This is a genomic window from Pseudomonas sp. GZJR-8, from assembly GCF_002916705.1.
Taxonomy (GTDB): Bacteria; Pseudomonadota; Gammaproteobacteria; order Pseudomonadales; family Pseudomonadaceae; genus Aquipseudomonas; species Aquipseudomonas synxantha_A.
On record NZ_JXSI01000004.1, the window covers coordinates 189,425 to 215,957 of the forward strand.

The window sequence follows — 26,533 nt, forward strand, 5'->3', positions numbered from 1 at the left end:
GGGTTTTGTGTTGCGAGTGAGGTCTAGGCTCGGCATTCGGCCAGCGTTTTCAGCTGGCCCGAACCACTCTGGTTCGCCTCAGACAGCCAGGCCTCAAATCCCGCGCCCACTTTGGGCCATTCCGAATCGATGATCGAATACCAGGCGGTATCCCGGTTCCTGCCCTTGACCACAGTATGCTGGCGGAACACGCCTTCAAAGCTGAAGCCCAGGCGCTCAGCCGCGTACTTGGAGCGGGCGTTGGCGTTGTTGCACTTCCATTCCAAGCGGCGATTGCCCTGCTCGAAGGCGTACTTGGCCAACAGGTACACCGCCTCGGTACTTTTGGGCGAGCGTTGCATCGGAGCACCGAAGGTGACGTGGCCGATCTCGATGCGGCCTTGCTCGGGCACGATCGACATCAGGCTGAGGATGCCCTGGACCTGGCCGCTCGCGCGGTCGATCACGCTGAAGAAATACGGATCGTTATGGGCCGCGTGATTATTCAGCCAGGCATCGAATGCGCTGCGTTCAGGGAAGGGGCCGTAGGGCAAATAGTCCCATAGCTTCGGGTCAGCACCGGGCCCTTGTAGGGCTTGCCACAGTTGATCGCCGTGGCGCGCCGGGTCGAGTTTTTCCAGGCGGATAAAGCGCCCTTCAAGCAGTTGAACCGTGGGTGACGGGACGCCTTTCCAGTCGGCGAGGGAAGTGGACATGCTGGGCTCCTTAAAGACCTTGGCGAAATTGGATGAAACCAGGGCGTTCGGCGATGCGTTCGTAGAGTTGGATCGCGGTGGCGTTGGTCTCGTGGGTCAACCAGTGCACTTTGCAGCAGCCATCGGCCTTGGCGGTGGCGTAGACGAACTCGATCAGCTTACGGCCTACGCCGGTGCCGCGTTGGGATGGGTCCACTAAAAGATCCTGCAGGTAGCACGAGTTCTCGATGCTCCAATTGGAGCGGTGATAGATGAAGTTAACCATGCCCACCGCCTTGCCGTCCTGCCAAGCCAACGCCGAGTGGGTCGGCTCGCGGGCGTCTATCAGGCGTTGCCAGGTGCTTTGGCTGACGGCGTCCGGCAGTTCGGTGTTGTAGAACTTCAAGTAGGCCAGCCACAACGGTAGCCAGGCGGCGTGGTCCGCGGCGGTGACTTGGCGGATGTCGATCGGGGTCATTCTGCAACTCCTTGGGGAATGAAACGGGCGAGATTCTGGTCGCGCAGATCAGCGCTGCCGGCCAGGGCTTCACGTACGCCGGCCATATCGGCTGCGCTGCGGTTCTGGCTGAGCTTGCGTTTGCCGACCAGGCGGTCGATAGGCAGGGCAAAGCCAACGATGGCCTTGAGCATGGCGTCGATGTAGTCGTCCGGCGCGTCGCCGACGGCCCAAGGTTGGGCGCGGCCGCGTTCGTGGTGATCAGTGAGGGCGCCGACGACCTTGAGTAATCGCTCGCCGTCGTTGAACACGTCGGCCTTGCCGTAGGCGTGCACGGCGAGGTAATTCCAGGTGGGCACCACTTTGCCGTGCTCGGCCTTGGAGGGGTAAAACGCCGGGCTGACATACGCCTCGGCGCCAGCAAAGATGACCAGTGCTTCACTGCCGTTTTGCAGGTCGCGCCACTGCGGATTGGCCTTGGCCAGATGCCCATAAAGCGTACCGTTGGGTCCTTCGTCGGGATTGAGCAGTAACGGCAGGTGGCTGGCCTGCAGGCCGTTTTCACCCACGGTCACCAACTGCGCAAGGCGCGTGTGCTGGATCAGTTGCTGGATTTGGGGCAAATCATCAAGGGCGAAGGCGCGAGGTGTGTACATGGAAAATTTTCCTTGGCGAATGCCTGCATCCTAGGCAGGCTAATGGCTCGTTGTAAGAGCCATCTAGCCCTCATTTCATAGGTCCAATATGCCACCCGTCATCCCCTCGATGTCGTTCGACCCTGCTGGCATCGAGTTGGATCGCCGCCAGGGCCTGACACGCCAGCTATACGACGCCCTGCGCCAGCGCGTGCTGGATGGGCGACTGGTCAGTGGCACGCGCTTGCCTGCCACCCGTGCTATGGCGGCGGCGTTGTCGATCTCGCGCAACAGCGTGGTACGCGCATACGATCAGTTGTATGCCGAGGGGTTTATTGAAAGCCGGGTGGGAGACGGCACCTACGTCTCACAGCTGCCCACCGCAAAAAAACTATCCACAAAACTATCCACAGGGTTTTCAACAGGCTTACCCACAGCCTTATCCACAAATCGTCTGGATAATGCGCACACTCAGGCCAGCGAAGTTATCCACAGTGGTGGCCTGGACAGGGTCAGACATAACCATTTGGTCCAGCCTCCTTGCGGTCCGCCACGGGCTTTTCGGGTGGGGGTACCGGCCTTTGATCTATTTCCTTTTGAGGTGTGGGCCAAGCTTAATGGGGCGTTCTGGCGCAAGCCGGACCTGGCGCAGTTATGCTACGGCGACCCGGCCGGTGACGAGCGTCTACGTGGCCTGATCGCCGCTTACCTGCGCACTGCGCGAGGTCTGCAGTGCACGACTGAGCAAATAGTGATCACCAGTGGCGCGCAACAGGCAATCAGCCTTTGTGCACAGTTGCTGGTGGAGCCTGGGGATTGCGTGGCGGTGGAAAACCCGGGTTATCGCGCGGCAGGCCATGCCTTTGCGTTGGCAGGTGGTCGATTGAAGGGTGTGCCGGTGGATGGCGAGGGTATTGACTGCGAGGTCTTGAACCGCCTGAAGGATTGCCGGGTGACCTATGTCACGCCGTCCCATCAGTACCCGTTGGGCGTGGTGATGAGCCTGGCGCGACGCCTGCAATTGCTGGCCTGGGCCGAGCGTACTGGCGGTTGGATCGTCGAAGACGACTATGACGGTGAGTACCGTTACACCGGAGCCCCCTTGTCGCCCTTGGCGGCGCTGGACCGTAGTGGGCGCGTGCTTTATGTCGGCACATTCGGCAAGGTGGCATTCCCGGCTTTGCGCCTGGGTTACCTGGTATTGCCGCCGGGTCTGGTAGAGGCCTTTGCTCAGCGCCGCGCCGTGGACATGCGTCATTCCGAAGTCAGCACTCAGGCCGTAATGGCCGAATTCATGGCGGCGGGGCATTTCCAGCGCCATATTCGGCGTATGCGCCGTGCGGCCCTGAACCGCCGCAACGCTTTGTTGGTCGGCTGGCCCAGCGAACTGCCAGGCGTCGGCGCCTTGCCCAGCGTTGCAGCAGGCTTACACCTGACGGTGCGCGTGGACAGCCTGGCCCGTGAGCAAGCGCTGCTTGCCCAAGCCCGCGCGGTAGATGTCGAGATCAACGGCTTGAGCGGCTACTGGCTGGCAGATACCGGCCCACCACCGGACCAGCGTGCCGGACTGGTGCTGGGGTTCGCTGCCGTGCCTGAGGCGGCCATCGCACAGGCGCTGGCCCGCTTGCGTCGGGTGTGGCTGGCTTGAATACGATCCGGCACTGAGGTTACTTCACCTTGAAAAACAACCGCTGGGCCTGGTCCCGGTTTATTTCGCTGAGGTAGAACGCGGTTTTTTGCTGTTCGTTGAGGCCGTCAAGACTGTCGGCATCTACTCCCCGGGCGTGCTCTTGCGGGGTTTTCAAGCGGCCCCTGAGAAAAGCCCTGGCGGGCACCCATTCGGCCGAATAATGGAAGTGTGCATACCACAGCACAGTTTTATCACTGCGGTTACTCAGGGTGTACTCATCCAGGTAGACCTTGACAGGCCCTTTGAGCCGGCGGCGCTTGACGGTTCTCTTGATTACGATCTCGTTGTTTTGCTTAAGCCATTCCACGCTACTGATGGTGGGTGGGCGTTTCTTGATCATTTGCAGTTTCTGGCGAGCCGCCTCTTGATAGAGTGCCTGCGCCGCTTCGCTCAGTTGTTTGTTGACCAGAGCCGCAGAGCCCCCGTTGCTCTCGGTGGAGTTGCTTTGGGTCAGAGCCTGCTCAATGTTTGCAGAGGCCTGTTCCAGTTTTAACGCATGCTGGTGGTACAGCCATTCAATGCCAGTAGCGCTGCGCTCCGGTTTGATCGCCTGTTGGCCAGTGCGCTGCTTGAAGGCCCCCAACCCGTCCAGAAGCTCTTGGGCCTGGCTGATACTGGTGGCGACGTCCAGAGTAGTGGTGGTAGTGGTGGTCTCGACGGGATTGACGTGCTGCACCCACACACCTGGGGTTTTTTCGTGAAAGGTCGCCATGATCTGCTGGTTGAGAGGAGAGATGACATCCACCATGCCGGTTTCATCGCCAGCTTCTGTCAGTCGTGGTACTCCCACCAATACCCCGTTGTAGCGCGTGTGAATGATTTTTTTCTTTGCTCTTGGCGGTGTTGAAGGCGGTGTCGGGCGACTTCTGAGCGTGTCCCGATCCGCGTGCAGCAGTTCCAGGCTACCCAGGGTTTCGCGGTAGAAATCGCGGATTTTTTCGCGCAGGGTCGTGATACGTGCAGGCAGGGTTGCGTCAGGAAACTCGTCCGGAAAATCCTGCAGGCGTTCGTCGATGATCTTGAACTGTTCCACCAGGCTGCCAAGGGTTTCGATGCGTTCATCCAAGCGTGGCTGGCTACGCTCCATCGACGTTTCATGCAAGGCCTGAATCGACAGGTTGGCGGCGTCGACGATGGTGTCAATGGCACTCCAGGCTGACGAGGCTGTGGCGATGCTGCTGCCGTCCAGGCATAAGTTGCGCGCCATCGACACTTGCAAGGCCCTGAGGTCGCGGGCGGTGTAGCTTGGCAATTTACTCCGGTAATTGCGAATTTGCTCGAATCCCAGCTCACCCAGCGCTTTGAGTTGGGTAAGCCGCGATTGGCTGTAGTTCAGGCGCTGGATCATGTCCTGGCTCAATTCGGTCATGATGCGGGCATCGTCGATATGACGTTCCTCTGGATGGCTGATTTGATGTTCGATCTGGTCGAGCACGGTTTTGAGTTTAGGTGTGAAGGCGACTTGCGCCTCGGTGATACCGGTCCGAGTCAGCTCCAGTTGGGCGCTCACGTAGCGGATTGCGTGTTGCTGATAGTCCGCGCTGGGCGAGAACACATTCAATATCTTGAGCTGTTGCAGTGCCTTTTCGTAGTCGCTGCTCTGGCTCTTGAGTTTTTGCAGGTAGGTTTGGCGGCTGATCTCGGATGAAGTGGATGACGCGGTGTCCGACATTGCCAGACGGGCCTGCTGCAACTCCAATTGCGCAGTGGGTTTGTTTTGTTCAAATAGCGTCAGGCGTCTTTTGGCTTCTATCGCGTTGATCTCAGCTTTGGATTTTGACTGCTCCTGCAGCTGCTTGGAACCGGCGCCGCGCAGGCGCAGACGAGTGTCGATGAACCATTGGCCCTGAGCGTTGTGAATCAACGCAGGTCCTGTTCGACCGGGCTGCTTCGGGTCGATGATGACTACCGCTTCATCTTCACCGGCACTGACCTCAAACCAGCGCTCCCCTACGGGGACGTAATACTTCTGTGCCTGATGAAAGAGATGCTGGTATTGGTTTTTTGAGGTTTCAGCCGCGCCGAGGCCTTGCGGTTTGCTGACCTTGAAGCTGTCGAGCACGGTTGCGAGTTCGCTGGGTATGCGCTTGATTGCGCCGCTGGTGTGCAGGTGCGGTAAATGTGTGGCCGGCAGCTCCTTGGTCAGGGTCACCTCTTGTTTGATCGTGACCTGCTTTGTGCTGGTCGCTTTGGTCAGCTTTGGCGTGGTCTTGCGTGGGTAGCCGGTACGGTGGCTGCGGCTGGCGGCGTGCAACGTGATCGCCATGCCGAGGTTCAACAGGACATCGGTGAGTGCCGACCACTCGGCTTGTTTTTCGTCGTGGTCATGGGCTTGCACAAAAGTTTGCAGTTGATCGACCACCTGCCAGATCCAGGCGCCCGTGCCGATGGTGCGCCCCAGAAACGGCAGCACCCCATTGAAGATCACCCAGCCGGCGTGTTTAAAGGTCGCCCAACGGCTTTCGGCGTTGGACACCGATTGGCGGTCGGCCAGTTCTATCAGGGCCTGGGCATTGGCCTTGAACATTGTGGTGAATCGATCACCGTTGAGTACTTCGGTGCCCAAGGTCATTGGCCCGCTCATGGTCCATAGCTTGTCGGGCTCCACCAGGTAATCGGCGACCGCCCAAGGTGAAGGCAGCGAGCCGGGAAATACATAGTTGGTATAGTCGCTGCGGACCGCATCCGGCAGCCAGGCCAAGACCGACTCGCACAAGCTGCTCGATTGCGCGATCGTATAGATGAGGTTGGCCGGCGACGGGAACTGCATCAGGGCTGGCGTGAACAGCGGCCGGTACAAGAGGCATGGCCCGGCCGCCGGGTCTTCGGGGCCTATCACGTACATGTTGGCGACCGTGTCCACAGAGGTGTCCGTGCGTCGGGTGGGCACGAAGGCCAAGGGCCTGAGTACGATGGTTTGCCCGTCCACTTTGCTGTCAGTGGCCTGTTCTTGCATCACCGCGGTCACATAACGGTAGCCCTGCTCGTCAATGCTGCCTTCCTGGCGGATCTTGGCCTGCAAGGCCTGCATCGGCAGTTGGATACGCAGGTGTTGGCTATATAGCGTATTGCGGCGTGCAGATTCCCGAGTGTCATCCAGCAGCTTTTCCTTGATCAGCGCAGGGTAGGTACGGCCAATATCGGCATCGGTGGCCAGCGATTCAAAATAGGCAGGGGTCATCCACTCAGGCAGGTTGGAACCATTGCTGGTCTTGACGACTTTGTTACCGACGGGCACTGCAATCAGGTTTTGCAGGGCCAGTTCAACCAGGCTGAACGTGTTGCTCTCAACCTGGCCCGGAACGACGAAAGTGCCCCACACGACTGGGCTCTCTATTTGCAGGAAGATCTTCTCCAAGGGCAGGTTAGTGCTATCCGGGTGGTCCTTGATCACCTTTGCCTTGATGACCTTCAACGCGTATGCCTCGATAGTAGGGACGTCGTCCAGGAATGACCGACCGGCATTCTGGTTATGCAGCGCGGCGAGGTCTTTGAGGTGCCGAGCATAGAAATTCGAGTCGCTGGGTGAAGCGTTTGTCAGCCAGTCGGGCATCTGCTCGCGGTACCAGGCCAGATCCGGGCTGCTTTGCGCAGGCGGCGGGGCAGCAGCAGGTGGCGTGCCCAGTGCCATATCGACGTTGTTGGTTTTGCGCAGGTCGGAGAAGTCGATTTCAGCGATGGTATCGATCTGCAATGACACCAAGGCACAGGCTTGGTGATCAAAGAAATTGCCGTCCGGTTCAAACAGACGCCATTGGATTTGCGGGTCCGTGACAGAGCCCGACAGGTGCGCGGGCAAGGATTGGCCCAGGTGCTCCAGCGAAGGAAACTTTTCATAACCCTTGAGCAGCGAATGCGTGAGGACTGTGGTTTTGCCTTCGTGTTCGCCGATCAATACCGCGATGATCACATCATTGACGTGCTTGACCTGCCCTTCATCGTCGACTCGGTCGATATCAACCAGGCAAGCCCTGAGCTTGTAGAGGTCGTTGCCCTTTCTGTCGGCTTTGTCGGGGTGAGTGAACAGGGCGCGAGCCATGGCACACTCGGTGGCGGTCCAGTCATCGGCGGCCTCGACATCCCACACCGTGCGCAGCAGGTTCGACAGCTCGTGCCAATGTGGGCCGCTGCCGTTGGTTTGATTCCAATAGTTGATCGTTTGTTGCTGGTAGGCCCGCAGCATCGAAGGCGCAAGTTGGTTGATGGTCTTGGCGATTTCAGTCACGCGCACGGGCAGGTGTACCGCCGGCTCGATGATCGGTTGCTGCGTGAGAAAGTGCTCGCCCTGAAGGTACAGGATCGGCACCGCCAGCACTGCCTGCCTGGCAAGGATGTCACTCAGGGCCTGGTACTCGGTGGGGCCGGCGCTGACCCGGTCGTCATCCAGGTTCCAGGTGGGCGTTGCGAGCATGACGGTGTCCGGGTCGATATCCAGCGTCGGGTACTGCTCCTGTAGCGCCTCGCGCAGCAGCAGGGTTGCAGTCTCCCTGAACGAAGGACCTGTAGAGAATTGGGTGAGCAGCGCTATGCGTGCATCCGGACGCGATGTGTTCGAGGGCGTGGTCGTTGAAGCGGGGGCGTTCATGGTGAGGCTTCCCTGTCTGGCCGTTTGGTGGAACCAGCCCTGAGGTCAAGGCTAGAAATTTCCATGCTAGGGCGCGGCCACACAGAGAGGCGGTGCTTAGATAGGCCACCTTCACAAGCGCATTCGAAGGTACACGTCAAACCAAGGTGCTTCAGGTGCCGGATTTGATCCTGGTCCAGGCCCTTGTCCTGGCGCGTTCGGCTTTGCTGTCCAGGGGGATGAGGGTGTAGAGCGTGGCCATGGCGGTGTCGGTCGGGTACAGGTTGGGGTTGTGGCGAATGGTCGGGTCGACCCTCTCGGTAGCGTCCCTGTTTGGATTGGGGTACCCGACGAAGTCACTGATGGGTGCGATCACTGTGGGTTGCAGCAGGTAGTTGATGAAGGTGTAGGCGTCGTTCGGGTTTTTGGCGCCTTTGGGAATGGCGAGCATGTCGAACCAGATCGGCGCGCCTTCCTTGGGCAGGCGCATGTCCACGGTCACGCCATTCTTGGCGTCTTTGGCACGGTTGGCGGCTTGGGAAAAACTGCCGGAATAGCCCACCGCCACGCAAATATCCCCGTTGGCGATGTCGGCCATGTACTTGGAGGAGTGAAAGTAAGTGATAAACGGGCGGATCTTCATCATCAGTGCTTCGGCCTTGTCGTAGTCCTTGGGATTGCCGCTGTTGGGGTCCAGGCCAAGGTGTTGTAACGCCAGGGGCAGGATTTCCGAGGGCGAGTCCAGCAGTGCGACGCCGCATTGCTTGAGCTTGCTGAGGTTTTCCTCCTTGAAGATCAGGTCCCAGCTGTCCACGGGGGCGTTGTCGCCCAGGGCCGCCTTGACCTTGGCTGGGTTGAAGCCGATCAGGATGGTGCCGTACATGTAGGGCACGGCGTATTGATTGCCGGGGTCGTTGGCTTCGATCAGCTTCATCAGCTTGGGGTCCAGGTGCTTCCAGTTGGGCAACTGGCTTCGATCCAGGGGCTGGAACACACCGGCTTCGATCTGCTTGGCCAGGAACACATTGGACGGCACCACCACGTCATAGCCGGAGTTGCCGGTGAGCAACTTGGCTTCCAGGGCTTCGTTGGTGTCGAAGATGTCGTACACCAACTTGATCGACGGGTTCTGTGCCTTGAAGTCTTCCAGCGCCTTGGGCGTGATGTAGTCGAACCAGTTGTAGACCTTCAGGGTTTTTTCTTCGGCCTGGGCTGCGCCACTGACAACCACGGCGCACAGGGCGAGCGACTTGAGTATGTTCATTGGGCTGCTTCCTCGAAACCTTCCAGCACGTTGACGGCGTTGATGCCGATTTCCTCCACCGCGTAGCCGCCTTCCATCACGAACAGCGTGGGCTTGCCCAGGCGGGCAATGCGCGCGCCCATGGCCAGGTAGTCCGGGCTGTCGAGCTTGAACTGCGAGATAGGGTCGTCCTTGAAGGTGTCCACGCCCAGGGACACCACGATGATGTCGGCGGCGTAGCGCTCGATCTCTGTGCAGGCTTGTTCAAGCGCTGCGCTCCAAGCCTCCCAGCCTGAACCTGCGGGTAGCGGGTAATTGAAGTTGAAACCTTCTCCGATGCCTTCTCCCTGCTCATCTGCATACCCGAGGAAGAACGGAAACTCTGCCTCCGGATGGCCGTGGATCGAGGTGAACAGCACGTCGCTGCGTGCATAAAAAATCGACTGTGTGCCGTTGCCGTGGTGGTAATCCACGTCGAGGATCGCGACCTTTTTGCAGCCCTGATCAAGGAACGCCTGGGCCGCGATGGCTGCGTTGTTGAGGTAGCAATAACCGCCCATCAAATCGCTGGCGGCGTGATGCCCAGGCGGGCGGCACAGCGCGAAGGCACTGTGGGCGCCTTGCGCGATGGCGGCCTGGGCTGTGAGGGCGACTTGCGCGGCGCTGTAGGCTGCTTGCCAGGTGCCGGCGGTAATCGGCGCGCCACCGTCGAAACTGTAATAGCCCAACTGGCCGTGCAGGCTGGTGGGAATCACGCGGCGCAACGTGCGGGCGGGCCAGGTGTAGGGCAGCAGGTCGCCGTCCTGGCCGTATTCGGTCCAGCGTTGCCAGGCGCCTTTGAAGAAATCCAGATAGTCGCGGCTATGGACGCGTTGCAGCGGCGCCAGGCCAAAATCCTGCGGGGCCTGCACGGGGCCAAGTTCCCGCGTCTTGACCCGTTGCAGCACGTGGTCGGCACGCGAGGGCATTTCAAAGCAGGGCATCAGTTGCCCGTCCATCAGTTCACAACGGCCGTGGTGCAGGTGGTGATCGTCCGAGTAGATCGTCAGCATTTGTTGTTCTCCGCAAGCTGTATCGGTGTATGCAGTCTTGCGGTGGGCGCGGTTTATGAGAACGTCAGGAGCGGCCAAAAGGGGATCAATATGGCCAAAGTGTGTGTCCGCAATTCGCCCCTCATTGGCGCGTCATGCACGAAATTGGCTCGGCGTTACGCCGCTCCAGCGCACGAAGGCATGTCTGAAACTCGCCGTTTCGCTGAACCCCAGCGTCTCGGCAATTCGGTGGATCGGCCACAGGTTGTCAGCCAACAACTGTTTGGCGCGTTCAAAGCGCAACTCATCGAGCAGTTCCTGATAGCTGCAGCCCAGGTCATGCAGGTGCCGGCGCAGGGTGCGCGCCGAACAGTTCATCTGCTGCGCCAGGCCATCGAGCCCAGGGGCGGCGTGCAGTTGTGCGGCCAGCAACTGGCGGATTCGCCCCAGCCAGGCCTCGCGCCCGGTGAATTCGGTGTTTTGTTTGCGGCAACGTTCGACCATGGCCTGGTGGGTGACCGTGTCGGCCAGGGGCAACGGTTGGGCAAGCCAGCGTTTATCAAAGGCGAACGCGTTGGCAATAGCCTGAAACTGTAGCGGGCAGTCGAAGCTCTCGGCGTAGCGCGCCTGATAATCCGGCGCGTCGTGCTCAAAACGAGCGCCCAGCAAGGGCAGGGGATGGCCGAGCAGGTCGTCACAGATGACCTTCAGTGATCCCAGACACAACTCGACATTGAAGGCGGTCAGGGCCGGGTTTTCGCGGTAGTCGCCGGCCGTGAACCAGATACGTTCGCCGTCTTCCTCCAGGCTCAGTTCGAAGAGTGTTCCCAACAGCGCCGGATACCGCAGGGCCAGGTGCAAAGCGTCACCGAAAGTGGCACTGGTGAGCAGGGCATAGCCCAGTATGCCGTAGGAAGAAACATGCATACGCCGGCCAACGATCAGGCCGATATCGCGCTGACGGGCCACGGCATTGGCGCACACTTGCATCTCCTGGTGCGTGGCGATGCGCGTGTCGGCGCGGCTCAAGTCCGCCGCGCAGATGCCGCTGCCGGCCAGCAACGCTTCGTGGGGCAAGCCTTCGGCCTCGAAGGTACTGAGTACCAAGGACACGGCATTGAGGGTGGTGAGGTGGGAGTGCAGCATGGGAACTTCCAGCCAGGAGAGGCTGGAAGTAGAGCAAGTTACATGCCGGTCAGCTCAGTTCGCCGCACAGGTCCAATTCCACCAGGCGACGGATTTCGCTGGTCTCCAGCCCGGCACCGAGCAGGGCGTTGAGCTTGCCGAACGCTGCCTCGCGGGTCATGCCGCCACCGGACAGTACGCCCACATCGCGCAGGCGGCTGCCGGCCTCGTACACGTCCAGTTCCACGCCGCCTTCATGGCATTGGGTGATAGCAACCACCACCACATCCTGGTCCTGCGCACGTTGAAGGCTGGCCAGGAAGGCTGGGTTGTCACTTGGCCCGGTGCCGCTGCCGAAGCATTCCAGTACCAACGCCTGAATGCCGCTGCCAATTACAGCGTCCAGTTGCGCGGCATCAATACCCGGCACCAACGGCAGTACGGCGACATTCGCCAAGGCTTTGGGCTGACGGTAATCCAGCGCGGCCGGCAGGGACTCGGCGCGGGCAATGCCACCCTGGCGTTGCAAGGTCGCAAACGGATTGCGCCCGAAACTGCGAATTTTCGCGCAACGGGTCGGGGCCATCAGCGCGCCGTGGAAGTACAGGTGTACACCCGCTGCCAGGCCTTCGCCCAATGCCGCCAAAGCACCGCTGACATTTTCCCAGGCATCACTGTCCGGCACGCCGGCCGGCAACATCGAGCCGGTGAACACCACCGGTGCGGGCAAGCCCAGCAATTGGAAACTCATGGCCGCCGCGCTGTACGCCAGGGTGTCAGTGCCGTGCAGGATCAGCACCGCGTCGCAGCCGTCGTCCACGGCTTCAACCACGGCGGTACGCAGGCGCTGCCAATAGGCGGGGGTCATGTTGGCGCTGTCGATCAGTGGCGACATTTCCCGGAAGCGCCATGTAGGTACTGGTGCATCGGCAAACTGCTCGCGCATACGCGCCTCAAAACCTGAAGCGGGCGCAAGGCCATTGGCGCTGGCCTGCATACCGATGGTGCCGCCGGTGTAGAGCACCATCACGTTGTTAGCTGGTTGCATGAGAAATCTCCTGAACGAAAAACGCCGCCGGGCCCAGAGCATGCCCAAGGCCGGGCGGCGTGTCATCTAGCGGTGATCAACGTTGCGCTTGAGCGCTCAGTTCAGCCGAGGGTGCTGCTTCAGGCTTCACCGGATTGGCCGGCCAGGCCTTGCGGTCCAGGTCCAGGTCAGGGAACTGGCTGGAGTCGAACACCGGGGTCTTGATGCCCGCTGCACGCTGGTTGTCGTAGTCGTTGAGGATGCGCATGGCGATCTTGAACAGGAATGCCAGGGCGAACAGGTTGACGAACGCGAGCATGGTCATGGTGATGTCGGCGAAGGCGAACACGGTGCTCAGGTTCTCGATCGAACCCCAGAAAATCAGCACCAGCACCAGTGCGCGATAGCCCATCAGCACCTTGCGGTTATTGCCGACCAGAAAGCGCAGGTTGCTTTCGCCTAGGTAGTAGTTGTACATGATCGAGGTGAACACGAACAACGCCAGGGCCACCGAGATGAACATGCGGCCCCAGTCACCGACCACCGCCGCCAGGGAGTTCTGGGTCAGGGCAATGCCGTCGCCTTCAAAGCCTGGGGTGTAGAAACCCGACAGCAGGATCAGCAACGCAGTACAGGTGCAGATCACGAAGGTGTCGAGGAACACGCTGAACGCTTGCACCACGCCCTGGGCGATCGGATGCTCTACCGAAGCCACCGCGGCTACGTTAGGCGCACTGCCCAGACCTGCTTCGTTGGCGAACACGCCGCGCTTTACACCCATGATGATCGCGCTGCCCACCAGGCCACCGAAGGCTTGGTCGAGGCCGAACGCGCTCTTGACGATGGTCGCGAGCATGGCCGGCACGTGGTCGAATTGCAGCACGATCACGTACAGGGTCACGGCGATGTACACCAGGGTCTTGACCGGTACCAGCAGGTCGGCAATCGACGCAATACGCTTGATCCCGCCGATGAACACCAGGCCCAACAACACCGCCAGCGCGAGGCCGGTGTAAGTGGTGTCGAGGCCAAAGGCGTTATTGAGCGAGTGGGTCACGGCGTGGGCTTGCAGGCCGTTGAAGGCAAAACCGAAGGTCACCAGCAGCAGGAACGCCATGACCATCCCCAGCCATCGCTTCTGCAGGCCGTGCTGGATGTAATAGGCCGGGCCGCCACGGTAGGTGCCTTCAGCGTCGGTGCGCTTGTACAACTGGCCGAGGGAGCACTCGATAAAGCTCGAAGACATGCCCACCAGCGCGGTGACCCACATCCAGAACACCGCCCCCGGACCACCCAGGGTCACAGCAATACCGACACCCGCGATGTTACCGGCACCCACGCGTCCGGCCAGGCTGAGCATCAGCGCCTGGAACGAGCTGAGTTGACCGGCGCTGCTCTTGAGGCTGTCTTTAAACACCGAGAACATGTGGAAAAAGTGACGCAATTGAACGAAACGCGAGCGGATCGTGAAATAACCGCCGAGCCCGACTATGAGCACGATCAGTACTTTCCCTGAGAGGAAGTCGTTGATGACTTCGAGCATGGAGTGTTCCTCGCTGATTTTTCTGATGGCAAACGCAGGACGGTCCGACGCATCGCTCAGCACCAGGCAGTGCACGACGCTTCGATCCCCATCCTTTTGCGGGTGTTGTTATTCATGCGGTTTCGCGTGGTACCCGGGCCTCGTTACCGATGGCCGCAGACGCGAGAGGGGCGGCACTATACCTAGGCGAGACTGATCCGTCTGCACGGGCTGATTAAAGGTTTCAGCCAAGCGGTGGCAAGCAAGGTGGGTTTGCAGGGCGATATTGGAGTTTTTATGGGCTTCATTTCACAACCTTGAGGCAAAAAAAAGGGCCTGAAGAACGAGCCTTCAGGCCCTCAAAAGGTGAGAGGTGTCTAGTCCCTCAGCCTGGTGAGCGGTGCAACAAACGCTTAGGCCTTCAGCGGGACCAAGCGTGGAGCGATCATGTTTTCCGGGCGCAGGATGTCGTTGAGCATGGCGTCGTCGAGCAAGCCTTCTTCACGCACCAGTTCCAGCACGCCGCGGCCGCTTTCAAGAGCGATACGCGCGATGCGGGTGGCGTTTTCATAGCCGATGTAGGGGTTCAGCGCGGTGACCAGGCCGATGGAGTGCTCCACCAGTTCGCGGCAGCGTGCTTCGTTGGCGGTGATGCCGACGATGCAGTGCTCGCGCAGCATGTCCATGGCGCGTTGCAGCAGGCGGATCGAGTCGAAGATCTTGAAGGCGATCAGCGGCTCCATCACGTTCAGTTGCAATTGGCCGCCTTCGGCCGCCATGGTCAGGGCCAGGTCGTTGCCGATGACCTGGAATGCCACCTGGTTAACGGCTTCCGGAATCACCGGGTTGACCTTGCCGGGCATGATCGAGCTGCCTGGCTGGCGCGCCGGCAGGTTGATCTCATTGATGCCGGTGCGTGGGCCGCTGGACAGCAGGCGCAAGTCGTTGCAGATCTTCGACAGCTTCACCGCGGTACGCTTGAGCATGCCGGAGAACAGCACGAAGGCGCCCATGTCGGAGGTGGCTTCGATCAGGTCGGCCGCCGGTACCAGCGGCTGACCGCTGATGGTGGCCAGGCGTTGTACGGCCAGGGCCTGGTAGCGTGGGTCGGCGTTGATGCCGGTGCCGATGGCGGTGCCGCCCAGGTTCACTTCGGTGAGCAGCTCCGGCGCCAGGGTCTTCAAGCGCGCCAGGTCTTCACCCAGGGTGGTGGCGAAGGCGCGGAATTCCTGACCGAGGGTCATCGGCACGGCGTCTTGCAATTGGGTACGGCCCATTTTCAGCACATGGCTGAACTCGGCGCCTTTGGCGGCGAACGCCTGGATCAGGCTGTCGAGGCTGGCCAGCAGCGCGTCATGGCCCAGCAGCAGACCCAAGCGGATCGCGGTCGGGTAGGCGTCGTTGGTCGACTGCGCCATGTTCACGTCGTTGTTGGGGTGCAGGTACTGGTATTCGCCTTTCTGATGGCCCATGGCCTCCAGCGCGATGTTGGCGATGACTTCGTTGGCATTCATGTTGGTTGAAGTGCCAGCGCCGCCTTGAATCATGTCCACCACGAACTCTTCGTGGAAATCGCCGCGGATCAGGCGGGCACAGGCTTCGCTGATGGCAGCGTGCTTGGCTTCGCTGAGCTGGCCCAACTCGCGGTTGGCGTCAGCCGCTGCTTGCTTGACCATTGCCAGGCCGACCACCAATTTCGGGTAATGCGAAATCGGAACGCCCGAGAGGCGGAAGTTGTTCACCGCTCGCAGGGTCTGGATGCCGTAATACGCTTGAGCAGGTACTTCGAGTACGCCAAGCAGGTCTTTTTCTGTACGGAAAGATGCAGCAGAGGACATGACGGAAATCATCTCGATATGGACCCGGAACTGGCCGGAACGCTGCGAATGCTAGGCTTGTAGAAGTTTTTGGGCCAATGCTGTTAAACACTGGGCTATGCACAAACGGCATAATGTGGATGTGACCCAGCCATGATGGCGGGCGTGTGTGCCAAAATGGTGCATTCGGCGTGGGAGGCAATGATGAACCTTGAAAGCAAATGGCTGGAAGACTTCAGCGCCCTGGCGGCGACGCGCAGCTTTTCCCAGGCTGCGGAGCGGCGTTTTGTGACGCAGCCGGCGTTCAGTCGCCGTATTCGCAGCCTTGAAGCCGCGTTGGGCCTGACGCTGGTCAACCGCTCGCGCACGCCCGTGGAGCTGACAGCGGCGGGGCAGTTGTTCCTGGTGACGGCGCGCACCGTGGTCGAACAGCTCGGCGAAGTACTGCGGCATTTGCATCATCTGGAAGGCGGGCAGGGTGAAGTCATGCAGGTGGCGGCCGCACACTCGCTGGCACTGGGGTTCTTTCCACGTTGGATCGCACAGCTGCGCAACGAGGGGCTGAACATCGCCACGCGATTGGTTGCCACTAACGTCGGCGACGCTGTGCACGCCCTGCGCGAAGGCGGTTGCGACCTGATGCTGGCGTTTTACGACCCGGATGCCGCCATGCAGATGGACGCCGAGATATTCCCATCGCTGCACCTGGGCAACACCGAAATGCTCCCGGTGTGCGCCGCCGATGCCGATGGCAAGCCGCTGTTCGACCTGGAAAGCGAGGGCAGTGTGCCGTTGCTGGCCTACAGTGCCGGGGCGTTCCTCGGCCGCTCGGTGAATTTACTGCTGCGCCAGCGGGCCCTGCGGTTCACCACCATTTACGAAACCGCCATGGCTGACAGCCTCAAGAGCATGGCTCTTGAAGGCTTGGGCATCGCCTGGGTGCCTCAACTGAGCGTGCGTGCCGAACTGGCTCGCGGCGAACTGGTGGTGTGCGGCGGGCCGCAATGGCACGTGCCCCTGGAGATTCGCTTGTATCGCTGTGCGTTGGTGCGCAAGGCGAATGTGCGGTTGCTGTGGCGCAAACTGGAAGGAGGCGCGGCGCAAAGTACCTGAGCCTGACACAGATCCAATGTGGGAGGGGGCTTGCGGTGTAGGGGACTGACTCAAGAGTCAATAAAACCGCCGGTTTGAGCGGCTAGACAGATGGTCATTCCTGGGGCTGTTTATCTGGATTATTACGGTATACTGCGCGGCCTTCGGCCGGTCCAACCGGCCCGAAACTAATTCGTACAACAAGCCACGCCGGTCTCCCGCGTGGCTTGTTGTTTTTTGACGCGCCTGCGGGCGCCCAGAGAGAAGAGGCACGACGATGAGTGCATTGGTTGGCGTGATCATGGGCTCCAAGTCCGATTGGTCCACCCTTAGCCACACCGCCGATATGCTGGAAAAACTCGGCATTCCGTATGAAGTGAAGGTGGTCTCTGCCCACCGCACCCCGGATTTGCTGTTCCAGTATGCCGATGAAGCAGAATCCCGTGGCATCGAGGTGATCATCGCCGGTGCCGGCGGCGCGGCGCACTTGCCAGGTATGTGTGCGGCCAAGACGCACCTGCCGGTGCTTGGCGTGCCGGTGCAGTCGTCGATGCTCTCGGGCGTGGATTCGCTGTTGTCCATCGTGCAGATGCCGGCCGGTATCCCGGTAGCGACCCTGGCGATCGGCAAGGCCGGCGCGATCAACGCTGCATTGCTGTCGGCCAGCATCCTGGGCGCCAAGCACCCGCAGTTCCATGCGGTGCTGAAAAAATTCCGTGCTGAGCAGACAGACAGTGTGCTGGACAATCCAGACCCACGCATCGCCTGAGGTTGTTGACGATGAAAATCGGTGTAATCGGTGGCGGCCAACTCGGTCGCATGCTGGCCCTGGCGGGCACTCCGCTGGGGATGAACTTCGCTTTCCTGGACCCGGCGCCAGATGCCTGCGCCGCCGCCCTGGGTGAACACCTGCGCGCTGACTACAGCGACCCGGATCACCTGCGCCAACTGGCCGACGAAGTCGATCTGGTGACGTTCGAGTTTGAAAGCGTCCCGGCCGAAACCGTGGCCTTCCTGTCGCAGTTCGTACCGGTGTACCCGAGCGCTGAAGCCTTGCGCATCGCCCGGGACCGCTGGTTCGAGAAGAGTATGTTCAAGGACTTGGGCATCCCGACCCCGGCCTTCGCCGACATCCAGTCCCAGGCAGACCTGGACGCCGCTGTCGCCAGCATCGGCCTGCCGGCTGTGTTGAAAACCCGCACCCTGGGTTACGACGGCAAGGGCCAGAAAGTGCTGCGTACCGCCGCCGATGTGGTTGGTACCTTCGCTGAGCTGGGCAGCGTCGGCTGCCTGCTGGAAGGCTTTGTGCCATTCACCGGTGAAGTATCGCTGATCGCCGTGCGTGCCCGTGATGGTGAGACGCGCTTTTACCCGCTGGTGCACAACACCCACGACAGCGGCATCCTCAAGCTGTCCGTGGCCAGCACCGACCACCCACTGCAGGCCCTGGCCGAAGATTATTCCAGCCGCGTGCTCAAGAAACTGGATTACGTCGGCGTGATGGCGTTCGAGTTCTTTGAAGTCGACGGCGGCCTCAAGGCCAACGAAATCGCCCCGCGTGTTCACAACTCCGGGCACTGGACCACCGAAGGCGCCGAGTGCAGCCAGTTCGAAAACCACCTGCGGGCGGTGGCGGGCTTGCCGTTGGGCTCCACGGCCAAGGTCGGCGAGAGCGCCATGCTCAACTTCATCGGCGTAGTCCCGCCGGTTGATCGGGTGATTGCCATTGATGACTGCCACCTGCATCACTACGGCAAGGCGTTCAAGGCCGGGCGCAAGGTCGGGCATGCAAACCTGCGCTGCAAGGATCGCGCAACGCTGCAGGCGCAGATCCTCAAGGTCGAAGCGCTGATCGCCGAGTAATAAGCCGGGAGTCGGCGGGAACCATTGGTCACCGTCGTCTCTCTGATTGCAGGATGATAAAGCCTGACTAGGCTTTGTCATGACTCACATTCAATCAGAGGGAAATGCCATGGGTATCATTGGAACCATCTTTATCGGCTTGATCGTTGGCCTGCTGGCGCGTTTCCTCAAGCCGGGTGACGACAGCATGGGCTGGATCATGACCATTCTGCTGGGTATCGCCGGCTCCCTGGCCGCGACCTATGGCGGCCAGGCACTGGGGATCTACCAGGCAGGCCAGGGCGCGGGCTTCATCGGCGCGCTGGTAGGTGCCATCGTGTTGCTGGTGATCTACGGCCTGATCAAAAAGAAGTAATCAGCCGACAAAGTCCTCTGCGCTGCGCAGGCGCAGAGGGCTAGAATGCTCGGCACTTGTATTTGCCGAGCCTCTCCATGCGCCGTCTATTCTTCACTCTCCTCCTGCTGGGCTCTGGCCTGGCGCACGCTGGCGAACTGCCGGAAACCGACTGGCTCGACCTGATGCCGCTTTCGGACCAGAAAGCCCTCGAAGCCATGCCCGAGATCGACCATAACTCCCCCGAAGCCCAAGGCACGTTCACTGAAAAAGGTGGCTTGAAGCAGAGCAAAGGCTTGCCCGCGGTGATGTATTCCACCAAGACCGTGGCGGCCATGAACGGCAAGAATATCCGCATTGGTGGGTATCCGGTGCCGTTGGAAACCGATGCCAAAGGCCGCAGCACGCTGTTCTTCCTGGTGCCGTATCCGGGCGCCTGCATCCATGTGCCGCCACCGCCGCCTAACCAACTGGTGCTGGTGCGGTATCCCAAGGGGTTGAAGCTGGATGATATCTACACGCCGCTGTGGGTCACGGGCATGTTGAAGGTGGAGAAGGTCAACAATGACTTGGCCGATGCCGCGTATGCGCTGGAGGCGGGGAAGGTGCGGGTGGTGAAGGAGTCCGATCTCTAACTGGCGCTACCAATCCCTGTGGGAGCGGGCTTGATCTGCGATGCAGGCGACTCGGTGTGTCAGTTGCACTGAGGCGATGCTATCGCAGGCAAGCCAGCTCCCACATTCTGACTGGGTTTACAAAGTGATATTGGTGATACGAACGCCCAAGGTGTGGCTTTTACCGGGGGCCAGGCTTACCACATCATCCAACACATTCGCCGTCTCGATGCACAACATGCCCTGCCAGCCGTCATCGGCCATGTCATCAAGCGCTTTGGCTCGTTCGGTCCACGGGTTCCAGATCACGGTGGACTTCGAGCCTTCGCTGATGAGTTGGACGCGGCGCTGCCAGTCTTTATCCACAATGCTCAACTGCGCTGGCGTATCCAGGTAGATACGATCAGTTTCGCCAGTGAAGTGCAGCAAGCCGGATTGCTGCTTCTCGGTCCACCCATCAGCAGTGTCGATATAGGCCAAGCCATCCACCCCCTCGACCTGCACGTTGCGCACGTCGCTCACAGCAAAGTAGGTGTGCAGTGCCTGGCTGAAGGTCACGGTGTCGGTGCCACGGTTGTGGCTGGTGAGGCGGATATGCAGTTGCTCGTCCAGCAGCAGGCTCAGCGTCAAGTCAACCTGATGGGGCCAGCCGGGAAAGCCGTTCGCAGGAGTCGGCAGCACCAGCTCGATACGCAGGGCTTCACCTTCGATTGCCGTCCCGGCCAACTCCCAGAGCGCGGTGCGCACAAAGCCGTGGGCGCCGGCAGGCTGATCGCTTTGGCGCATGGCTTTTACGCTCTGCGGGTTACGGTCGAAAACACCAAACCACGGCCAGCACACCGGCACGCCGGTACGGATGCCTTTGCCCCGCTTGAACACCGCCGCGGGGTTCGGCCATATCAGTGGCTGTTCGCCCTCGCGCTGGTAACTGAAGATATGCGCACCCTGTTGGGCCACCATCAGCTCGGCGCCGTTGTGGCGGATGCGCCAGCAGTCCAGCTCGTCGATTTTCATCGTCTCAACGTGGGGCGTAGGCATAACAAAGCTCTCTCAAGTGGCAGGCAATGGGGCAATTGACCGTTAAAACCCGGCGAGGTTTAACGCGCCCGTGACGGTACCGAACGGGTGCGACCGCTGCCGTCGATGGCGACGAACACAAATACCGCTTCGGTGACCTTGCGCCATTCGCTGGACAGCGGGTCATCGCTCCACACTTCGACCATCATCTGGATCGAGCTGCGGCCAATTTCCAGAGCCTGGGTATAGAAGGAAAGCTGTGCACCCACGGCTACCGGTACCAGGAAGGCCATGCGATCAATGGCGACGGTGGCTACGCGCCCGCCGGCGACCTTGCTGGCCATTGCCGTGCCTGCCAGGTCCATCTGCGCGACCAGCCAGCCGCCGAAGATATCGCCAAAACCATTGGTTTCACGCGGCAGTGCAGTGATTTGCAGGGCGAGATCGCCTTGCGGGATAGGATCTTCTTGTTCGAGTTCGATCATGCCGAGGGTGCCTCTGACCCGTGACGCTTCATGGGTATTTGAAGTGGATAGCCGTCTTCTGGAAAAACGTTTCAGCACCAACATACACCGCTCGATGCGTTTCTCGTAAGGCGAACTAAAGGGAAACTCTGCCAAATCGGCTGGACGGTACCCAACAACGTTTTGGCACAGCAGCCCCTCAAGACAGCGGGTCTGGCGCTTGCACTGGCGAGTATATCGAGACCCTGGCGCCACGACGACCTCCGCACGCTCATTTGGTCGGTAAATAGACGCTGTATCGGGGCTTTTGCGCGCAACTGTGTTCCTGGCGCTGTGCTTTTTCAGGCGATTTGCTATCTTGCCAAACCCGCCGCAAGTCACGGGCGTGCAGTCCTTTACGATGATTACTATAAGAGAAGCCTTGCCATGTCCTCCGTGCCCGCAAGCAGTGCGCAGCCCTCGCGCCCGCTGACCCGCAACGACTACAAAACCCTGTCGCTGTCTGCCTTGGGCGGGGCGCTGGAGTTCTACGACTTCATCATCTTTGTGTTTTTCGCCACCGTGGTCGGAAAACTGTTCTTCCCCGTCGACATGCCCGAATGGCTGCGCATGATGCAGACCTTCGGCATCTTCGCCGCCGGCTACCTGGCCCGCCCACTGGGCGGCATCATCATGGCGCACTTCGGCGACCTGCTGGGGCGCAAGAAGATGTTCACCCTGAGCATCTTCATGATGGCCGTGCCCACCCTGATCATGGGCCTGCTGCCCACCTACGCGCAGATCGGCTTGTGGGCGCCGCTACTGCTGCTGCTGATGCGCGTCATCCAGGGTGCGGCGATTGGCGGCGAAGTACCGGGCGCCTGGGTGTTCGTCTCCGAGCACGTTCCGCCGCGCCACATCGGCTACGCCTGCGGCACCCTGACCAGCGGCCTCACCGCCGGTATTCTGCTCGGCTCGCTGGTAGCTACTGCGATCAATACGGCCTATACCCCGGAGCAGGTCTCCGATTACGCCTGGCGGATCCCATTCCTGCTTGGCGGTGTATTCGGTCTGTTGTCGGTGTATCTGCGCCGCTGGCTGCATGAAACGCCGATCTTCGCTGAGATGCAGCAACGCAAGACCCTGGCTGCCGAGCTGCCGTTGCGTGCAGTGCTGCGTGACCACCGGGGCGCCATTGTGTTGTCGATGTTGCTCACCTGGCTGCTGTCCGCCGGCGTCGTGGTGGTTATCCTGATGACGCCGACCGTGCTGCAAACCGTCTACCACTTCAGTCCCACGGTGGCACTGCAAGCCAACAGCCTAGCCATCGTGACCCTGAGCCTGGGCTGCATCGCCTCGGGTGCGCTGGCCGACCGTTTTGGCGCCGGTCGCGTGCTGGTCACCGGTTGCGCACTGCTGCTGGCGACCTCCTGGACGCTGTATCACAGCCTGATGGCCCACCCGGACTGGCTGTTTCCGTTGTACGCATTGACCGGTTTGTTCGTGGGCACCATCGGTGTAGTGCCCTACGTGATGGTCAAGGCGTTCCCGCCAGTGGTGCGCTTCAGCGGCCTGTCGTTCTCCTACAACGTCGCCTATGCCGTATTCGGTGGACTGACGCCATTGGCGGTGTCGCTGCTGATGAAGGAGAGCCCGATGGGCCCGGCTTACTATGTGGCCGTCCTGTGTGTGATGGGGATGTTGGTGGGTGGGTATCTGTGGAAACGCGGTCGCTAACGCCAGCCTGATCTACTGTGGTGAGGGAGCAAGCTCCCTCACCACAATGAGAGTGCCTGTTCCGTTTTTTACTTCGCATACCTTTGCTTCCCGATAGTGGCCTTTCATCTAATTGTCACATTGCAGACATAGAGTGTTCACACGGCCTCTCGATACTTGGCCCCGATCCAATTATCCCTATCTGCTAGGAGCAAGGCATGAAACTGAAACGTTTGATGGCGGCAATGACTTTTGTCGCTGCTGGCGTTGCGACCGCCAACGCGGTGGCCGCTGGTGTTGATCCGGCAATCCCGGCGTACGTCAAGACCACTGGTGTGTCGGGCAACCTGTCCAGCGTCGGCTCCGACACCCTGGCTAACCTGATGACTTTGTGGGCTGAGGGTTACAAAAAGGAATACCCGAACGTCAACATCCAGATTCAAGCTGCCGGTTCCGCCACCGCGCCACCTGCGCTGACTGAAGGCACCTCCAACCTGGGCCCGATGAGCCGCAAGATGAAGGACACCGAACTGGCGGCCTTCGAGCAGAAGTACGGTTACAAGCCAACCGCTATCCCGGTTGCCGTGGACGCCCTGGCGGTGTTCGTGCACAAGGACAACCCGATCCAGCACCTGACCATGGAGCAAGTCGACGCGATCTTCTCCTCGACTCGCCTGTGCGGCGCCAAAGCTGACGTTAAAACCTGGGGCGACCTGGGTGTGACCGGCGACCTGGCCAACAAGCCTGTGCAATTGTTCGGTCGCAATTCGGTATCCGGCACCTACGGCTACTTCAAGGAAGAAGCCCTGTGCAAAGGCGACTACAAGCCTAACGTGAACGAACAACCTGGCTCGGCTTCTGTCGTGCAGTCGATCAGCTCCTCGCTGAACGGCATCGGTTACTCGGGCATTGGCTACAAGACCGCCAGCGTGAAGACCGTGGCCCTGGCCAAGAAAGGCAGCACTGACTTCATCGAAGACAGCGAAGAAAACGCCCTGAACGGCAAATACCCGCTGTCACGCTTCCTCTACGTGTATGTCAACAAAGCCCCGAACAAGCCGCTGGCCCCGCTGGAAGCCGAGTTCGTGAAACTGGTGCTGTCCAAGCAGGGCCAGGAAGTTGTCGTCAAGGACGGCTACATCCCACTGCCTGCCAAAGTGGCCGCCAAGGCCTTGGCTGAGCTGGGTCTGAAAGAAGGCAACTAAGCCTGCGATACCCGGTGTAATACCGGGCCCGTGTGGGAGCCCGCTCCCACACAAAGCCCGGTTACATCCCTAATTTTAAGTCCGCTGCCAGCTTTGCTTCGCGGCGGATTTGTTGCGTCACTGCACTGTCATCTTTCTGTCATACAGGATCGCTAGGGTGTGCGCATGAATGATCTGGCCAATTCCACCATGACGACAACTTCTCCCCCCAAGCGCATTGATTTCAATACGCCTGAGCTGCAACGCAAGCGCCGCATTCGCGCGCTCAAGGATCGCCTGACCCGCTGGTATGTGCTGGTAGGTGGCCTCGCCGTCCTTGGCGCCATCACCTTGATCTTCTTCTTCCTCGCCTACGTCGTTGCACCTCTGTTCCAGGGCGCCTCGTTGACCAAGGAAGACGCGCTGACTCCCGCCTGGATGCAGGACGCCGGCAAGCCGTTGATGATCTCCCTTGAAGAACAGAACCAAGTTGCCATGCGGGTTTCCGACAAGGGCCAGGCGCTGTTCTTTGCAGTGGATAGCGGTGCAGAGCTCAAGCGTGTCGACCTGCCGCTTCCGGCCGGTGCCAGCGTTGCTTCTATTGGTGAAGACCAGCCGGGCAGCCCGCTGGTTATCCTTGGTTTGTCCAATGGCCAGTCCCTGGTGTTCCGCCACACCTATAAAGTGTCGTACCCGGACGGCAAGAAGACCATCACCCCAGCGATTGAATACCCTTACGGCGAAACGCCGATCGTGTTGGATGAGGCCGGTCGCCCACTGGAGCATGTCGCCCTCAACGCCACTGACTCCACCTTGGTGGTGGCCGGTTCGGCGGGTTCGTACCTGAACGTGCTGTCGTTGAGCCGCGAAGAAAACATGATGACCGGTGAAGTCACCAGCGAGCAGAAGCGCATCGAGCTGCCGCAGATGACCGAACCGGTGAAAGCCATCTTTGTCGACCCACGCCAGCAATGGCTTTACGTGATCAACGGTCGCGCCCTGGCCGATGTGTTCAGCCTGCGCGACAACAGCCTCAACGGTCGCTACAAACTCCTGGAAGACGGCGCAGCCGAAGTCACCGCCAGCACTCAGCTGGTGGGCGGTATCTCGCTGATCGTCGGCAACTCCAAGGGCGGCCTGGCCCAGTGGTTCATGGCCCGCGACCCGGATGGCGAGCAACGCCTGAAACAGATCCGCACCTTCCAGATGGGCACTGCGCCCATTGTCGAAATCAGTGCTGAAGAACGCCGCAAAGGCTTCACCGCGCTCGATGCCTCCGGCCAGTTCGGCGTTTTCCACAGCACCGCTCACCGCACCCTGCTGGTCGACCCGGTGGTCGACGGCCAGGGCCTGTTCGGTATGTCGCCACGGGCCAACCGCGTGATCGTCGAGGCCGGCGGCAAGCTGCAACCGCTGTTGCTCGACAACCCGCACCCGGAAGTCTCGTGGAGCGCGTTGTGGAGCAAGGTCTGGTACGAGAACTACGACGAGCCTAAATACGTCTGGCAGTCCACCGCCGCCAACACCGACTTCGAACCCAAGATGAGCCTGGCCCCGCTGACCTTCGGCACGTTGAAGGCTGCGTTCTACGCCATGCTGCTGGCCGCGCCACTGGCGGTTGCCGCCGCGATCTACACCGCGTACTTCATGGCCCCGAGCCTGCGCCGCAAGGTCAAACCGGTGATCGAACTGATGGAAGCCATGCCGACCGTGATCCTTGGCTTCTTCGCCGGCCTGTTCCTGGCGCCGTACGTGGAAGGGCACTTGCCGGGCATTTTCAGCCTGCTGATGCTATTGCCTATCGGCATCCTGGTCGCCGGTTTTGTCTTCAGTCGCTTGCCCGAGTCGATTCGCCTGCGGGTGCCGGACGGCTGGGAAAGCGCGATCCTGATCCCGGTAATCCTGCTGGTGGGCTGGCTCTCGCTGTACATGAGTCCATACCTGGAAACCTGGTTCTTTGGCGGCGACATGCGCATGTGGATCTCCCATGACCTGGGGATCACCTACGACCAGCGCAACGCCCTGGTGGTCGGCCTGGCCATGGGTTTTGCGGTGATCCCGAACATCTACTCGATCGCCGAAGACGCCGTGTTCAGCGTACCCCGCGGCCTGACCCTGGGCTCCCTGGCCCTGGGCGCCACGCCGTGGCAGACCATGACCCGCGTGGTGATCCTGACAGCCAGCCCGGGCATCTTCTCTGCACTGATGATCGGCATGGGCCGTGCAGTGGGTGAAACCATGATCGTGCTGATGGCCACCGGTAACACCCCGGTCATGGAGATGAACCTGTTCGAGGGCTTGCGCACGCTGGCGGCCAACGTCGCGGTGGAAATGCCCGAGTCGGAAGTCGGTGGCAGTCACTACCGCGTGCTGTTCCTCTCGGCACTGGTACTGCTGCTGTTCACGTTCATCATGAACACCCTCGCCGAGCTGATTCGTCAGCGTCTGCGCAAGAAATACTCGTCGCTTTAAGAAAGGTAGAAGT

General features: G+C 60.5%; 21 protein-coding genes. 9 read left to right on the forward strand and 12 right to left on the reverse strand.

Features of this window, described 5'->3' with window-relative positions; all coding sequences use genetic code 11:
- Window positions 1–23: 23 nt before the first annotated feature.
- From TK42_RS09945 to TK42_RS09955, 3 genes are read right to left on the reverse strand one after another with little or no spacing between them, the layout of a single operon-like run.
- Window positions 24–695, reverse strand: a complete 672-nt coding sequence (locus tag TK42_RS09945; protein WP_103734124.1) for a GNAT family N-acetyltransferase — start codon at window positions 693–695, stop codon at window positions 24–26.
- Window positions 696–705: 10 nt separating this feature from the next.
- Entirely contained in the window at window positions 706–1,152 is a 447-nt protein-coding gene (locus tag TK42_RS09950; protein WP_032878663.1) for a GNAT family N-acetyltransferase, read from the reverse strand.
- Window positions 1,149–1,787 carry an FMN-binding negative transcriptional regulator gene (locus tag TK42_RS09955; protein ID WP_103734125.1) on the reverse strand — a complete coding sequence of 213 codons (639 nt, stop codon included), beginning with the start codon at window positions 1,785–1,787 and terminating at the stop codon, window positions 1,149–1,151. The genes TK42_RS09950 and TK42_RS09955 overlap by 4 nt, the downstream gene beginning before the upstream one ends.
- 88 nt (window positions 1,788–1,875) lie before the next feature.
- Between TK42_RS09955 and TK42_RS09960 the strand changes: the two genes are divergently transcribed.
- Window positions 1,876–3,414, forward strand: coding sequence for a PLP-dependent aminotransferase family protein (locus TK42_RS09960; protein ID WP_103734126.1), 1,539 nt, complete (start codon window positions 1,876–1,878; stop codon window positions 3,412–3,414).
- Between the two features lie 19 nt (window positions 3,415–3,433).
- Here the strand turns inward: TK42_RS09960 and TK42_RS09965 are convergent, their stop codons facing one another.
- From TK42_RS09965 to aspA, 7 genes are all read right to left on the reverse strand, one after another.
- A complete protein-coding gene (locus tag TK42_RS09965) occupies window positions 3,434–8,041 on the reverse strand; it encodes a dermonecrotic toxin domain-containing protein (protein WP_103734127.1) in 4,608 nt (1,535 codons plus the stop codon).
- 151 nt (window positions 8,042–8,192) lie between these two features.
- The gene (locus TK42_RS09970) at window positions 8,193–9,284 is read right to left on the reverse strand and encodes a polyamine ABC transporter substrate-binding protein (RefSeq protein ID WP_032878667.1); all 1,092 of its coding nucleotides are present in this window, start codon (window positions 9,282–9,284) and stop codon (window positions 8,193–8,195) included.
- Window positions 9,281–10,315 (reverse strand): histone deacetylase family protein, encoded by a 1,035-nt coding sequence (locus TK42_RS09975; RefSeq protein WP_103734128.1) that lies wholly within the window; start codon window positions 10,313–10,315, stop codon window positions 9,281–9,283. The genes TK42_RS09970 and TK42_RS09975 overlap by 4 nt, the downstream gene beginning before the upstream one ends.
- A gap of 132 nt (window positions 10,316–10,447) precedes the next feature.
- The gene (locus TK42_RS09980) at window positions 10,448–11,440 is read right to left on the reverse strand and encodes an AraC family transcriptional regulator (RefSeq protein WP_032878669.1); all 993 of its coding nucleotides are present in this window, start codon (window positions 11,438–11,440) and stop codon (window positions 10,448–10,450) included.
- A gap of 49 nt (window positions 11,441–11,489) precedes the next feature.
- A complete protein-coding gene (locus TK42_RS09985) occupies window positions 11,490–12,467 on the reverse strand; it encodes an asparaginase (RefSeq protein WP_103734129.1) in 978 nt (325 codons plus the stop codon).
- A 76-nt stretch (window positions 12,468–12,543) separates the two neighbouring features.
- On the reverse strand, window positions 12,544–13,989 hold the full coding sequence (locus TK42_RS09990; RefSeq protein ID WP_005792545.1) for a sodium:alanine symporter family protein: 1,446 nt from the start codon (window positions 13,987–13,989) through the stop codon (window positions 12,544–12,546).
- Between the two features lie 392 nt (window positions 13,990–14,381).
- The gene (gene aspA / locus TK42_RS09995; protein ID WP_032878672.1) at window positions 14,382–15,806 is read right to left on the reverse strand and encodes an aspartate ammonia-lyase; all 1,425 of its coding nucleotides are present in this window, start codon (window positions 15,804–15,806) and stop codon (window positions 14,382–14,384) included.
- A gap of 183 nt (window positions 15,807–15,989) precedes the next feature.
- On the opposite strand from aspA, the gene TK42_RS10000 reads away from it, so the two are divergent.
- From TK42_RS10000 to TK42_RS10020, 5 genes are all read left to right on the forward strand, one after another.
- Window positions 15,990–16,898 carry a LysR substrate-binding domain-containing protein gene (locus tag TK42_RS10000; protein ID WP_032881175.1) on the forward strand — a complete coding sequence of 303 codons (909 nt, stop codon included), beginning with the start codon at window positions 15,990–15,992 and terminating at the stop codon, window positions 16,896–16,898.
- A gap of 256 nt (window positions 16,899–17,154) precedes the next feature.
- Window positions 17,155–17,646: a 5-(carboxyamino)imidazole ribonucleotide mutase gene (gene purE / locus TK42_RS10005; protein ID WP_003195648.1), complete on the forward strand. Its 492-nt coding sequence runs from the start codon at window positions 17,155–17,157 to the stop codon at window positions 17,644–17,646.
- A gap of 11 nt (window positions 17,647–17,657) precedes the next feature.
- The gene (locus TK42_RS10010; protein ID WP_103734130.1) at window positions 17,658–18,740 is read left to right on the forward strand and encodes a 5-(carboxyamino)imidazole ribonucleotide synthase; all 1,083 of its coding nucleotides are present in this window, start codon (window positions 17,658–17,660) and stop codon (window positions 18,738–18,740) included.
- A gap of 109 nt (window positions 18,741–18,849) precedes the next feature.
- Window positions 18,850–19,095 carry a GlsB/YeaQ/YmgE family stress response membrane protein gene (locus TK42_RS10015; RefSeq protein ID WP_005792540.1) on the forward strand — a complete coding sequence of 82 codons (246 nt, stop codon included), beginning with the start codon at window positions 18,850–18,852 and terminating at the stop codon, window positions 19,093–19,095.
- Window positions 19,096–19,172: 77 nt separating this feature from the next.
- On the forward strand, window positions 19,173–19,709 hold the full coding sequence (locus TK42_RS10020) for a DUF3299 domain-containing protein (RefSeq protein ID WP_103734131.1): 537 nt from the start codon (window positions 19,173–19,175) through the stop codon (window positions 19,707–19,709).
- Window positions 19,710–19,826: 117 nt separating this feature from the next.
- Here the strand turns inward: TK42_RS10020 and TK42_RS10025 are convergent, their stop codons facing one another.
- Window positions 19,827–20,726, reverse strand: coding sequence for a D-hexose-6-phosphate mutarotase (locus TK42_RS10025; RefSeq protein ID WP_103734132.1), 900 nt, complete (start codon window positions 20,724–20,726; stop codon window positions 19,827–19,829).
- Window positions 20,727–20,785: 59 nt separating this feature from the next.
- Entirely contained in the window at window positions 20,786–21,190 is a 405-nt protein-coding gene (locus tag TK42_RS10030; protein WP_003176975.1) for an acyl-CoA thioesterase, read from the reverse strand.
- A 405-nt stretch (window positions 21,191–21,595) separates the two neighbouring features.
- Here TK42_RS10030 and TK42_RS10035 point away from each other — a divergent pair, with 405 nt between their 5' ends.
- The 3 genes from TK42_RS10035 to TK42_RS10045 all read left to right on the forward strand — a co-directional run bounded on the left by TK42_RS10035 (window position 21,596) and on the right by TK42_RS10045 (window position 26,520).
- The gene (locus tag TK42_RS10035; protein WP_005792537.1) at window positions 21,596–22,885 is read left to right on the forward strand and encodes an MFS transporter; all 1,290 of its coding nucleotides are present in this window, start codon (window positions 21,596–21,598) and stop codon (window positions 22,883–22,885) included.
- 197 nt (window positions 22,886–23,082) lie between these two features.
- On the forward strand, window positions 23,083–24,069 hold the full coding sequence (locus TK42_RS10040) for a phosphate ABC transporter substrate-binding protein PstS (RefSeq protein WP_005792536.1): 987 nt from the start codon (window positions 23,083–23,085) through the stop codon (window positions 24,067–24,069).
- 417 nt (window positions 24,070–24,486) lie between these two features.
- Window positions 24,487–26,520 (forward strand): ABC transporter permease subunit, encoded by a 2,034-nt coding sequence (locus TK42_RS10045; RefSeq protein ID WP_177464454.1) that lies wholly within the window; start codon window positions 24,487–24,489, stop codon window positions 26,518–26,520.
- The last annotated feature ends 13 nt before the right edge of the window (window positions 26,521–26,533 follow it).